This is a genomic window from Sporosarcina sp. FA15, assembly GCF_051550195.1.
In the GTDB taxonomy this organism is placed as follows: domain Bacteria; phylum Bacillota; class Bacilli; order Bacillales_A; family Planococcaceae; genus Sporosarcina; species Sporosarcina psychrophila.
The window spans coordinates 4608942-4622452 of record NZ_CP188818.1; the positions used below are offsets into that span (position 1 = coordinate 4608942).

The following is a 13511-nucleotide window of genomic DNA, read 5'->3' on the forward strand; positions in this document are numbered from 1 at the left end:
ATGACTTCGTACATGGAAGAATCTGAGTGGATTGAAAAAGTGGGAAATGGGGATCCTGTAGCATTTGCAGAGTGGATGGACATTTACTCATGTGACATTGAACGGTTTGCATTTCAGTACGGCTGTTCTCCAGAACAAGCTGGCGAAGTGGCTGAGGACACATTTAGAGAAGTAGTTCAGCAAATGAAAACTTATGTAAATGAAGACGGTGTACAGCTTGAATTATATAAAATAGCGATTAAAAAGTTCTCGGATTTTGAATTGATTAGTCCAATTCCGAGTAGCATTTTGACCTTTGAAGAAGACGAACAGCTACATCATCAGATTATCCAGTTAACGAGTGAAGAGAAGCTCGCGCTCATTCTATCTCAGTTTCATGGCATGAATGACGAAGAAGTGGCATTGATTATAGGAATTCCAGTTGATGATGCAAGGCGTAGACTCACTGCTGCCTTCGATCAACTTGAAGGAGGGAATTTGGAAAAAAGGCTTGGATTTCTCGGTAAATCCTATAGGCGGATCCGTTCTTCATTCAGAAAAGAAATGGTTTTTCAGGGCCCAGTTGAAAGTCTGATAGAAGTTCGAATTGAAAAGAAATCAATGACAAAGAAGGCTCTTTTTTCATGGATTGCTGGCGTTAGTCTACTGATTATCCTGCTTACAATTTCAGTCGTGACAAGCGAAGAATATAAGAGGTCTTCCGATGAAAAGTACCTAGCACGCTTGAAAACTTCTTTTGAAAATGAAATGGCAACAAAGTACATGACACTAGGACTCGTTGAACCTAAAGGGGAAGAGCAAGAATTCTACAGTGACATGTTTGGGTATGACGAACGTCAACAGTTTGAGGGAGTAACGAAGAAAATTCAAGAGCAACTAACTAACAATGAAAAGATAAATAGAAAAAATGTGCAAGAACAGTACGGAGAAATTATGGGGAATTTGGAACTCCCTTCAGAAATGGTTGCTAAGCTGTTAAAAAAACCATTATCGGATGACAGAGCTAGTAGTGAGGTGTTTATAAAAGCGTATATAAATAAAGTCAATTGGATTAGTGATTTGTATAGGGTTGCGTTATACGAACATAAAGGAGTAATTACTGAAAAAGTTGAAAATGGAACGATAGATGTTGAAGAACTTCTTCAGAAGAAAAATACATACCCAGAAGAAATTAGAACAGTTTTGGGAACAATGGGAGACCAAAACATTGGGCTTGTCAAAGAATCTGAATGGGATTATTTCCATCCTATATATCTGGAAAATGAAGTGGGTTTGGCAATAAGAGATTCAATTCATGAAGATTTTAGAGGGTATTTGACATTTTTGGGAACGAATCCATTTAATTATTTGGCAATTCAATCGGGATCCACACTTCAACAAACCGTAGATTACATCGTAGAACTAGAGAATACATTGCTTGTTGATCAACAAGAGTATCAATTATATCAAAATGTGCTGGGTTATTATAACAATGTATTTTATGATAGGTTTATTTTAAATGAAGATGGTCGGTTAACGGGGAGTGATGGGAAGTTGAAAAAAGAGTACCGTTTAGCTTGGGAGAAACTTGCTAACACGGGAGAAAACTCTCCGTCGGCATATATTATGCAACAAATCGTGAAAGAAATGGAAGAGAGTGACTGGGAGACATCAGATAGTTTAGAACGGCTAGAGTACCATCATCTTTATGATGCTGTTGGTTTTGCTAAAAGGGGGGACTTACAATTATTTACTCTTGAAAGTGTAATGCAAGAAAGCGATAACGAAGTGGCTGTCAATAATCCGGAGTACATTCAAGAAGTCGAGAGGACATATGTGAAATTCACTAAGGGACATCGGCTGAATGCTTTGGTTGGCGTTAAGCCAGTAGTCATACTCGGTGTCTATTTGTATGCAAACGAACAAGAGGATCCAAAGACGATGTGGCATCTGACTAATCGTGAATCTCTTTCGCTTACATTGAAAGAGTACGTTACTACTTGGAGGAAGCAAGAATATCAAATAGAAAAAGCTGACATTTTGGTAGAGGAGATAGGGAGCAATGTATTAAACGGGGTTCCTCTTACGCCAATTAGCTATGAGTACAAAGCGGATTTCGTCTATGATAGTTGGCTAATTTTGGATGAAGGGACTGGGGCATGGTTGATTGAAACAGCACCTAAAGTCATTGTTAAGCAGTGATTGTGTATGGCTAACAGACTGCCAAATTTTTGCTTGCCCTCTATAAACATGATATAATTTTAAGTGGCCTTAAGGGCAGAATCGATAACAAAATAGATTGGGAGCTGTTTTAAATGGCGCGAAAATATGAAGTAGGCGAAGAGTTTTCGGGCAAAGTGACAGGTATCCAGCCGTATGGTGCATTTGTTGCACTCGATGGTGAAACACAAGGACTTGTACACATATCTGAAATCACATACGGATTCGTAAAAGACATTAATGAATATCTAACTGTGGGGCAAGAGGTCCAAGTGAAAGTACTGGAAGTCGACGAAGCTGCAGGTAAGATTAGTCTATCAATTCGTGCTCTTCAAGAAGCACCGGCTGCAACACGAAAAGAAGACCATCCGCGCAAGTCACTGCAAGCGCGTGTTGACGAAAGTGATGCAGAAGGATTCAATTCATTGAAAGACAAACTTCAAGACTGGATCGAAAAGTCTGGGCAGTAAAGAAAAGCGGAGGCGGCCGCTCAGACGCGACAGGCATAAGCAGCCCTGCGAAACGGCGTACTTTGCCGTGCAGCAGGGCTGCTTATGACCCGAGCGTTTGGCCGCTGAAGCTGGACAGTAAAGGAACACAGCCAAAGTTCGCGACGTCCTGTCGCAATGGCTGCATGACCCACATCCTGTAGGCCCAAGCGGAGGCGGCCGCTCAGACGCGACAGGCATAAGCAGATAAAGGAAGGCAGTCTAAGTTCGCCGCGTCCTGCGGCAATGGCTACGTAACTCACATCCTGTGAGCCTCCGAGCGTTTGGGCGCTGTAGCTAGACAATAAAAAGTGAGGAAAAAGGCATAATGGCCTTTTTCCTCACTTTTTTAGTTTCCGCAGTCGGTACTGCAAATTCTGCCTGCTCATACCAAGCGCATTTGCAGTTTTTGTGACGTTCTTATCATTGAGTTTCATCGCTTTTTGTAAGTAATAGGCTTCCGCCTCACGCAAAAACTGTTCAAGCGGTAGTAGCTCTTTGCCAGGTTGGACGATGAAATCAGCAGCTTGCGTCGGTTCGTCGGTGATATCCGCGCTTTTCATCCTGAAATGGAATGGAAGCAAATCATAGGTAATGGCAGTCTCGGTCATCGCTAGAGAAGAGATTTCGTCGAGTAGAAACTCGAGCTCCCGGGTATTTCCGGGCCATTCATACCCGAGGAAAAGATGTTCAACTTCGGGTGTAATATCTTTAAGTGTTGAACCGTAGCGTTCATTGCGCCGTTCCAAATAAGCGGAAATGAATGGTAATATATCTTCTTTTCGTTTTCGCAGAGGCGGAATTCGAATTGTGAATGAAGCAAAGAAATAATATAAGTCTTTTAATAATGTGCCCGAAGCGATTAATTCGACAGGGTCATCCCCGATACTTGCGATGAATTGCTTGTTACTGTTAGGTGATTTTAAAAGTATCGATAGCAATTTTTGCTGTAATGGAATGGATAATAAATCGATTCTTTCACAAAATAATGTAAGAGGATCCTCTACATTTAAATCTTTATCTAAGCGTCCTATAAGGATTGGGTCTGAACTATGACAGAACAGGGTATAGAGTACGGTGCTGGAAGGTGATAATTCATTATGTATGCTTTCAGCGATAAGATCCTTACCTGTACCTGTTTCACCGATTAACAATACCGGTAATTTTGCTTTCGCTGCTTTTTTTGCAGTCGCAATAACCACTTTCATAGGCGGGGAGGAAGCAATTATTTGATTGAATGTTACAGGATCACTACTTTTTCGAAATGGCTGAAGAACGAATTTCTCGAGAGCTGTTACGTCACGGGCTAATTCAACAGCTCCAATGAGAGTTTGTTGGTTAAAGATTGGATATGTGTCATTAATGGATGTGATTTCTGTACCTTTTCGGTTCCAGTACGTTTGTTTTACATTTAGTTGTTCTTTGCCGCTTTGCAAAACTTTTAACAGTGTACTTTCTTCTTGGTCGAAATTGAAAAGTTCTAAAATTGAACGATCACCCACATCTTCGAGTGCAAGTCCTTCGATTTCTTTCATCTTTTCATTATAGATGACAGTTCGACCATTGTTGTCAACGGCATGTATACCAACCGCGGCACGACGCACTGCAAACTCATAAAAAGGGAAGAGTGAATCGTCTATATTCTTCAAAATAATCACCTTCCAAATACTTTTTTTGAAAAACTAATGAATAATGCTTGATATCTGCAACAATCTTTTGCATTATTATATATGTAATCAATTACTAAGTGCAAATAATATTTGCGTTTCATAATTAAAGAGGAGGAATAATATGATTCCATATAAACACGAACCATTCACAGATTTCACGGTAGAAGAGAATAAACAAGCTTTCCTTGAAGCTTTAAAGCAAGTTGAAGGATACCTTGGTCAAGACTATCCACTTATTATTGGTGGAGAGCGCATCATGACTGAAGAAAAATTAGTATCAACAAACCCTGCAAACAAAGAAGAAGTAATCGGTAGCGTTTCTAAAGCAAGCAAAGACCTTGCTGAAAAAGCGATGAAAGTTGCTGACGAAACATTCAACACGTGGAAGAAAGTTAAACCTGAATTCCGCGCAGACGTATTATTCAAAGCTGCTGCAATTATCCGCCGCCGCAAACACGAATTCTCAGCATTACTTACTAAAGAAGCAGGTAAACCTTGGAATGAAGCAGATGCTGATACAGCTGAAGCAATCGATTTCCTAGAGTTCTATGCACGCAAAATGCTTGAACTTAAAAATGGTATCCCTGTTGAAAGCCGTCCAGGTGAATTCAACCGTTTTGACTACATTCCTCTTGGAGTTGGCGTTATCATCTCTCCATGGAACTTTGCATTCGCAATCATGGCAGGAACGACTGTTGCTGCTCTTGTAACAGGAAATACAGTACTTCTTAAACCTGCATCGACAACACCAGTTGTTGCATACAAATTCATCGAAGTACTTGAAGAAGCGGGCATGCCAACAGGCGTTGTCAACTACATCCCAGGTTCTGGTGCTGAAGTGGGCGACTATCTAGTTGATCACCCAAGAACACGCTTTGTGTCATTCACTGGTTCACGCGAAGTAGGAACACGCATTTACGAACGTGCGGCTAAAGTGAACGAAGGCCAAATCTGGTTGAAACGCGTTATCGCTGAAATGGGCGGTAAAGATACAATTGTTGTTGATAATGAAGCAGATCTAGAACTTGCTGCACAATCAATCGTGAAATCTGCATTCGGATTCAGCGGACAGAAATGTTCAGCTTGTTCACGTGCGATCATTCACGAAGACGTTTATGACCAAGTCGTTGAACGTGTTGGTGTATTGACGAAAGAATTGACGTACGGTGATCCAACTGAGCTATCAAACTTCACTGGCCCAGTAATCGATCAAGCGTCATTCGACAAAGTTATGAGCTACATCGAAATCGGTAAAACAGAAGGTCGTTTAATCGCAGGAGGAACAGGCGACAGCTCGAAAGGATTCTTCGTTGCACCAACGGTTATTGCGGATCTTGATCCAAAAGCGCGCGTTATGCAAGAAGAAATCTTTGGCCCAGTTGTCGGTTTGTCGAAAGCGAAGAGCTTCACTGAAGCTATCGAAATTGCAAACAACACGGATTACGGCCTAACTGGCGCTGTCATCACAAACAACCGTCATCACATCGAACAAGCTCGTGAAGATTTCCATGTAGGTAACTTGTACTTCAACCGTAATTGCACTGGTGCAATTGTTGGTTACCAACCGTTTGGTGGATTCAACATGTCGGGGACAGATTCAAAAGCTGGCGGACCGGATTACCTACAACTTCATATGCAAGGTAAAACAACTTCAGAAACACTATAAGAAAAGCGTAAGCGCCTTGTAGACCCGAAAAGCGCTGGAGGGCCTGAAGATAAATGCGCTCTTTGCCTTTAACTTAAGGACTGAAGCGACTCGAGGAGCTAGGCGCTGGAGCTAGACACTAAGAAAAGCGGAGGGCGCCTGCACAAAAAGGAATGCAGCCTAAGTGCGCCACTTCCTGTGGCAACAGCTGCATGACCTACATCCTGTAGGCCCGCGACAGGCATAAGGCGGACCGGCGACGCGGTGAACTCCCCGCATAGCTGGGCTGACTTATGACCCGAGCATCTGGCGCCCGGAGCTAGACACTGATTTATCAGACCCATCTATTTGGGTGGGTCTGTCTTTACATATAAAGGGGAGGGAAATGTATGTCGGTATCAGAAAAAGTAATTGTTCAAACGGAGAAATTTGGGGCAAACAACTATCATCCACTGCCAATCGTTATTTCTGAGGCACAAGGGGTTTGGGTAAAAGATCCTGAAGGTAATAAATTTATGGATATGCTTTCCGCGTATTCAGCAGTAAACCAGGGGCATCGTCATCCGAAAATTATTCAAGCATTGAAAGACCAAGCTGATAAAGTAACGCTTACTTCCCGTGCTTTCCACAATGACCAACTTGGTCCATGGTATGAAAAGATTTGTGAACTGTCAGGCAAAGAAATGGCACTTCCTATGAACACAGGAGCTGAAGCTGTTGAAACAGCTATTAAAGCAGCACGCCGCTGGGCTTATGACGTTAAAGGGATCGCAGAAGACCAAGCAGAAATCATTGCGTGTGAAGGCAACTTCCATGGTCGTACAATGACAGCTGTTTCACTATCTTCAGATGCTGAATATAAACGTGGATTTGGTCCAATGCTTCCAGGCATCGACCTTATTCCCTACGGAGATATCAAAGCACTTGAAGCAGCAATTACACCAAATACTGCTGCATTCCTTATCGAACCGATTCAAGGTGAAGCAGGTATTATTATTCCGCCAGCAGGTTATATGAAAGCAGCACGTGAACTTTGTAAAAAGAATAACGTTCTATTTATTGCAGATGAAATTCAAGCCGGCCTGTGCCGTACTGGAAAAATGTTTGCATGTGAATGGGAAGACATGAATCCGGATATGTATATCCTAGGTAAAGCACTAGGTGGCGGCGTATTCCCAATATCTTGTGTACTTGCTGACAAATCTGTTCTTGGTGTATTCAATCCAGGATCACACGGTTCAACTTTTGGTGGAAATCCTATGGCCTGTGCAGTATCAATCGCGTCTTTAGAAGTGCTGGAAGAAGAAGAACTGGCGAAAAAATCTCTTGAACTCGGAAATTATTTCATGGAAGAGTTAAAGAAAATTGAACATCCGTCGATTAAAGAAGTACGCGGACGCGGATTGTTCATAGGTGTTGAGTTAACTGAAGCTGCTCGTCCATATTGTGAAGAGTTGAAAGAGCTTGGATTACTATGTAAAGAAACACACGATACAGTGATTCGTTTTGCTCCGCCACTCATTATCACAAAAGAAGAATTGGACTGGGCAATAGGTAAAATTAAAAAAGTTTTCGTTAACTAAAATACTTAACAATATAAGTGTCCGATATGTTACAATATATGCATAGAAAACATTATGAATCAAAGAGGCGAATCATTAAATGACTGAAAACCTGAATCTGTTTACGTCTACACAAGCTCTTTTTAAAGATGCACTTGATAAACTAGGCTACGATGAAGGAATGTACGAACTTCTAAAAGAACCACTTCGTATGATTGAAGTACGTATTCCTATAAAAATGGACGATGGCAAAGTAAAAGTCTTCACGGGTTACCGTGGACAGCATAACGATGCAGTTGGACCAACAAAAGGTGGCGTACGATATCACCCGCAAGTAACGTTAGAAGAAGTAAAAGCACTTTCTATGTGGATGACATTAAAAGCTGGCATCGTCGACCTACCATATGGCGGCGGTAAAGGTGCAATCGTTTGTGATCCACGTGAAATGTCTATGGGTGAACTTGAACGACTAAGCCGCGGTTATGTCCGTGCCTTAAGCCAAGTAATGGGACCTAACAAAGATATCCCAGCTCCAGACGTCTTCACAAATGCGCAAATAATGGCATGGATGATGGATGAATATAGCCGTATTGACGAATTCAACTCACCTGGCTTCATTACAGGTAAACCAATCGTTCTTGGTGGATCGCAAGGTCGTGACCGTGCGACTGCCGAAGGGGTAACAATCATTATCGAGGAAGCGGCGAAACGTCGTGGAATTGATATGAAAGGTGCACGTATCGTAATTCAAGGTTTCGGAAACGCGGGTAGCTTCCTATCTAAGTTCCTTCATGATGCTGGCGCGAAAGTAATCGGAATTTCCGATGCTTATGGTGCCCTTCATGATCCAGAGGGTCTTGATATCGATTACTTACTAGACCGTCGCGATAGCTTCGGAACAGTAACTACACTTTTCGATAACACGATTTCGAACCAAGAATTACTTGAACTCGATTGCGATATTCTTGTGCCTGCGGCAATCTCTAATCAGATTACTGAAAAAAATGCACATAATATCAAAGCAACGATTGTTGTTGAAGCAGCAAATGGGCCGACTACAACTGAAGGAACTAGAATTCTTAAAGAACGTGGAATTCTACTTGTTCCCGATGTTCTTGCAAGTGCGGGCGGCGTAACAGTTTCATACTTTGAGTGGGTCCAAAACAACATGGGCTACTATTGGACTGAAGAAGAAGTGCGCGAAAAAATGACGAAAAAAATGGTTGAAGCATTTGAGAACGTATATACAACTGCGGAAACTCGTAATATCGACATGCGCCTAGCAGCATATATGATTGGTGTTCGTAAAACTGCGGAAGCATCACGTTTCCGTGGTTGGGCATAATCAAAACAATAAAGGCATCTCCCGGTTTAAACGGGAGATGCCTTTATACTTTTTCAGGAACCGAAACAATTACCTCATCGTGATCCTGCCGCTGATTAAATAGCAAGCCAAGGTTGATGAGACCTGAAACTCCTATGATGATATAAATAAATCGTGCGAGCGGTTCCGCGGAACCACCTGCGAATTGTGCAACAACGTCGAAACGGAATATTCCTGCTACTCCCCAATTGAGTGCACCGATAATTGTCAGTGCTAGAGCTATTTTATGAACTTTACTCATTTTGCAACACCTCCTTAAATTACTATGCCCAGAAGACTGATTTTCATACGCGCACCTTTATTTTTGCAAAATGGTTTATTGTTTCGGATAATGAAAGAATAAAGGGAGGCAATATAGAATGAATGAATTTGTATTCCATAATCCAGTTAAGCTTATTTTTGGAAAAGGCCAACTTCAGAAATTATCACAAGAACTAGCGAATTACGGTAAAAAGGTGCTTGTCGTTTATGGCGGCGGCAGCATCAAGAGAAATGGTCTATATGATGAAGTAATGGCGATTTTAAAAGAGAATGATATGGAGGTACATGAACTTTCAGACGTTGAGCCAAATCCGCGTGTGTCAACTGCGCGAAAGGGTGCGGAGATTTGTAAGGAAAAAGACATCGACGTTATCTTAGCAGTTGGCGGAGGATCAGTTATCGACTGTGTAAAACTTATTGCATCGGCAGCGAAATATGAAGGTGATGCATGGGATCTTGTAACAAGGAAAGCGTTCGCGGAAGATGCAATCCCATTTGGTACAGTTTTGACACTTGCAGCAACAGGTTCGGAAATGAATGCCGGATCTGTTATTACTAATGAAGAAACGGAAGAGAAATATGGATGGGGCGGTCCGTTTAATTACCCGAAATTCTCTATTCTTGACCCAACCTATACATTATCTGTACCCAAAGACCAGACGATTTATGGGATTGTTGATATGATGTCCCATATTTTTGAACAATACTTCAATAATGCAAAGAACACGCCTGTACAAGATGAGATGTGTGAAGGTGTGCTACGTGCAATAATGGATAATGCACCAAAGCTTGTCGAAGACTTGGAGAATTATGATTTACGTGAGACGATTTTATTTGCGGGTACTATAGCGTTGAATGGCTTCCTTCAAATGGGCTATCAAGGAGACTGGGCGTCACATGATATCGAACATGCTGTGTCCGCGGTTTATGATATCCCGCACGCAGGTGGGCTTGCGATTCTTTTCCCACATTGGATGAATCATAATGTTAACGTTAATCCTGCGCGATTTGCCAAGCTTGCTGTCAACGTATTTGGAGTTGCACCAGAAGGTAAGACGCAGGATGAGGTCGCGTTTGAAGGGATCGCACGTCTAAGAGCATTTTGGACGTCTATTGGAGCGCCTGAAACGCTTGCCCATTATGACATCGATGATTCGAAACTGGATTTGATGGCAGAAAAAGCAACAGTCAACGGGCCACTTGGGCAATTCAGCAATCTAAATAAAGAGGATGTACTATCAATTTTAAAAGCTTCATTATAAGAGAATTAAAAACGTCACGCCGGGGTTATCTCCGGCGTGACGTTTTTGTTATTCAGGGAATTTTGAACCGAATTGCTTAATTGCATCAGTGGAATTGGACTTTTTCCATGTTGACACACCGTCATCTTCATCAAAAGAAATTAAAACGTCCTGTACACCTTTTTGATTGAGGATAATAGTCATGAGTCGGTCCCGCACATCGTCGACATAGGCGACTGTATGGGATGGGTCAACTTCTGCGACAATTTCAACATGAAGGAATTCGCCTTCTTTGATAACTTCAATACGTTGAATATCTTTTACATCGGGATCTTCAGCAACGAGTAGGGAAATGTGATTGAGCATTTCCTCGTCCGTTTCCCCGATTGCACCACGTGCATTTTCGAGAAATACTTTACCAACCACATAGAACATCATCATACCAATCATAATGGATGCAATGCCTTCCGCTACAAGTAGCCCAAGGAAATGAGCCAACAGGACAGCGGAAAATGCGAGAAGTCCGCCTAGTGTTGCGACAAAATCTTCCATGAATACGAGTTTTGTTGCGGGTTTAGCACGATTGAGGTTTTTAAAACCTAGTGTAATGGGAGCCATCCCACCTTTATCAATCCCTGCTTCATGAAGTATCTCTTTACCCGCCTTGTAAAGTACAATGCATTCCAAAATGATACCTATACCAAGAACAGAGAGATTTATAATTAAATTTCTCATTCCGCCTGACTCAGATGGATTTACGATATGATGCCACCCGCCTATGATAGCCTCATAGGACATGATTCCAACTATAATGACAGCGCCCAGACAAACTAAATTTACGACACGGCCGAATCCATTAGGATATTTCGGGGTGGGTGCTTTTTTCGAAAGAGCAGAACCAACGAAAACGAAAAACTGGTTCGCTGCATCACCAAATGAGTGCATCATTTCTGCAAACATAGCCACATTTCCAGTGAAGAAGAATGCAATGGCTTTTAAACAAGCGATTACTGTGTTAACAATTGCTGCGAGTAGTGAGGGCTTGTTGCCTTCTTTTAAAAGTTTTAGTATGTCTCTCATAATTTTCCTCCGTTATGGGAATATTTCGATTTCAACCGATTCGATATAAGGTAGTGTCGACAACTCGATATACAAATTAGACGTATGTCTTTTGGGAAGTGCTGAGATTCGAAAATGAAGTTCGTGCTGTACTTGAAGATCCCTTGATAGAATTTGCCGAATCCGCAAATTCTCGATTGTCATGCTTTCTATCTTCAAGTAAGTAATGAGATCTTCAATCTTTGATTTGTCCGATAACACTACAATGAAGGAAGCTTCTTTTGTACGAAGTCTCTTTGGCCCCAATTTATCAAGTGCAGGTGCAAGGACTTCGATGACAAACATCACGGCTAGTACAGCAAACGCAGCTTCAATATAAAAACCGGCCCCAACAGCAATCCCGATACTTGCCGCTCCCCAAATCATAGCTGCCGTCGTTAACCCAGTAATGCTGTCATTACCTCTACGCAGGATGGCTCCAGCTCCGAGGAATCCGATACCGCTGACAATTTGGGCAGCTAAGCGGAGCGGATCCATCGTTACGTTAATATCATTCCGCGCTGGAACGAGATAAGCTGCTTCTATAGAGACGACAGTCAGAAGGCAGCTAAAAGTGGCGATAACAGCACTCGTTTTTAATCCAATCGGTTTCTTCTTTATTTCCCTCTCCACACCAATAACTAAACTTAAAACTAAAGCGAGCGTGATTTTAATTAACACTTCGGGATACATCGCTTCATTTGCAATCCAAGTCATAATCGTTCCCCCCTAGTAATGTCCTCTCTTAATTACCATGTTATACTTACAACTATCTATTGTCTAAAAAGATAGAGATGTAACCTAATTCCTTTTGAAAGAGATGTGTTAGAAATGGAAAAGCCTCGAATTCATCCGTATATCCCAATTATTATAGGAGTGATATCAGTAGCACTATCGGCGATATTCGTGAAACTCGCCACAGCAGATGCTGGTGTGATTGCATTTTATAGAATGTTCTTCTCTGTGCTAATTATGTTACCGCTCTTTCTTATGAAGTATAGGAAGGAAGTATTGACGCTCAGTAAAAAAGATTGGATCTTTTCGGCAATTGCCGGAGTATTTTTAGCCTTTCACTTCATTCTATGGTTCGAGTCATTAAATTACACATCGGTTGCTAGTTCAACGGTGTTAGTTACCTTACAGCCCATATTTGCTTTTGTAGGAACGTACTTCTTCTTTAAAGAGAAGTTATCGTTCAAAACAATTTTATCTGCTTTGATTGCTGTAACGGGAAGTGTAATCATTAGCTGGGGAGACTTCAAGCTGAGTGGCACTGCTTTTTATGGAGATATGTTGGCGTTAATTGCATGTGCGCTTATTACTACCTATCTGCTATTCGGACAAGATGTACGTAAACGTCTTTCTCTTATTACATATACATTTGTTGTTTATTCGATAAGCACAATTACGTTGTTCTTCTATGTTCTCATCAAAGGGGAGTCATTTGGCCCTTATCCAGGATCTGATTGGTTCTGGTTTATAATGCTCGCACTCATACCGAATCTGTTAGGGCATACACTTTTCAACTGGGCCATTAAGTGGGTAAGTACCAACGTTATATCTATAGGTATACTATTTGAGCCAGTTGGAGCTGCAATCTTGGCGTTCTATGTCTTTGATGAAACCTTATCCATATCCCAAATTGCCGGCGGAATGGTTGTGATAGCGGGGATAGTGCTCTTTGTAATTGATGGTGAAAAGTTGCGGAATAAATTCTTTTCGAAAAAGGCTTGATTTCTTATAACGTTCTGTAGTATATTAATACATGTCCTCAGGGAGCGAGAAACATCAGCGAAAAAGAAATTGAAATAAAATGTTGACTCGTTCCGGAAGAGATGTTATATTAAAAGATGTTGCGCTTTAAATATTGTTTAAACAACGAAAAAAGAAATTGAAATTAGTTGTTGACAAAGAAAGCGTAAGTTGATATGATATAAGAGTTGCTGCTGAAACACTGGTAGCC

11 protein-coding genes are annotated in these 13511 nt (G+C 41.5%); 7 read left to right on the plus strand and 4 right to left on the minus strand.

The window, feature by feature from the left end; all coding sequences use genetic code 11:
* Positions 1 to 12 precede the first annotated feature (12 nt).
* A complete protein-coding gene (locus ACP8HG_RS22075) occupies positions 13 to 2181 on the plus strand; it encodes an RNA polymerase sigma factor (RefSeq protein ID WP_438298000.1) in 2169 nt (722 codons plus the stop codon).
* Positions 2182 to 2294: 113 nt separating this feature from the next.
* A complete protein-coding gene (yugI, locus tag ACP8HG_RS22080; protein WP_067206445.1) occupies positions 2295 to 2669 on the plus strand; it encodes a S1 domain-containing post-transcriptional regulator GSP13 in 375 nt (124 codons plus the stop codon).
* A gap of 359 nt (positions 2670 to 3028) precedes the next feature.
* On the opposite strand, the gene ACP8HG_RS22085 is transcribed toward yugI, so the two are convergent.
* Positions 3029 to 4345, minus strand: a complete 1317-nt coding sequence (locus ACP8HG_RS22085) for a sigma 54-interacting transcriptional regulator (RefSeq protein WP_335339516.1) — start codon at positions 4343 to 4345, stop codon at positions 3029 to 3031.
* 133 nt (positions 4346 to 4478) lie between these two features.
* On the opposite strand from ACP8HG_RS22085, the gene pruA reads away from it, so the two are divergent.
* From pruA to ACP8HG_RS22100, 3 genes are all read left to right on the plus strand, one after another.
* Complete coding sequence (pruA, locus tag ACP8HG_RS22090; RefSeq protein ID WP_438298001.1) at positions 4479 to 6023, plus strand: L-glutamate gamma-semialdehyde dehydrogenase; 1545 nt, start codon at positions 4479 to 4481, stop codon at positions 6021 to 6023.
* 368 nt (positions 6024 to 6391) lie between these two features.
* The gene (locus ACP8HG_RS22095) at positions 6392 to 7585 is read left to right on the plus strand and encodes an ornithine--oxo-acid transaminase (RefSeq protein WP_438298002.1); all 1194 of its coding nucleotides are present in this window, start codon (positions 6392 to 6394) and stop codon (positions 7583 to 7585) included.
* 79 nt (positions 7586 to 7664) lie between these two features.
* On the plus strand, positions 7665 to 8909 hold the full coding sequence (locus tag ACP8HG_RS22100) for a Glu/Leu/Phe/Val family dehydrogenase (protein ID WP_067206457.1): 1245 nt from the start codon (positions 7665 to 7667) through the stop codon (positions 8907 to 8909).
* Positions 8910 to 8952: 43 nt separating this feature from the next.
* Here ACP8HG_RS22100 and ACP8HG_RS22105 read toward each other — a convergent pair whose 3' ends face one another.
* Positions 8953 to 9189, minus strand: a complete 237-nt coding sequence (locus ACP8HG_RS22105; protein WP_067206459.1) for a DUF378 domain-containing protein — start codon at positions 9187 to 9189, stop codon at positions 8953 to 8955.
* Positions 9190 to 9307: 118 nt separating this feature from the next.
* On the opposite strand from ACP8HG_RS22105, the gene ACP8HG_RS22110 reads away from it, so the two are divergent.
* Positions 9308 to 10471, plus strand: coding sequence for an iron-containing alcohol dehydrogenase (locus ACP8HG_RS22110; RefSeq protein ID WP_067206462.1), 1164 nt, complete (start codon positions 9308 to 9310; stop codon positions 10469 to 10471).
* Positions 10472 to 10519: 48 nt separating this feature from the next.
* Here ACP8HG_RS22110 and ACP8HG_RS22115 read toward each other — a convergent pair whose 3' ends face one another.
* Both ACP8HG_RS22115 and ACP8HG_RS22120 read right to left on the minus strand, forming a co-directional pair.
* Entirely contained in the window at positions 10520 to 11530 is a 1011-nt protein-coding gene (locus ACP8HG_RS22115; RefSeq protein WP_438298003.1) for a cation diffusion facilitator family transporter, read from the minus strand.
* A 12-nt stretch (positions 11531 to 11542) separates the two neighbouring features.
* Positions 11543 to 12265, minus strand: coding sequence for an MgtC/SapB family protein (locus ACP8HG_RS22120; RefSeq protein WP_067206468.1), 723 nt, complete (start codon positions 12263 to 12265; stop codon positions 11543 to 11545).
* A gap of 114 nt (positions 12266 to 12379) precedes the next feature.
* On the opposite strand from ACP8HG_RS22120, the gene ACP8HG_RS22125 reads away from it, so the two are divergent.
* Entirely contained in the window at positions 12380 to 13282 is a 903-nt protein-coding gene (locus tag ACP8HG_RS22125) for a DMT family transporter (RefSeq protein ID WP_067206471.1), read from the plus strand.
* Positions 13283 to 13511: the final 229 nt, after the last annotated feature.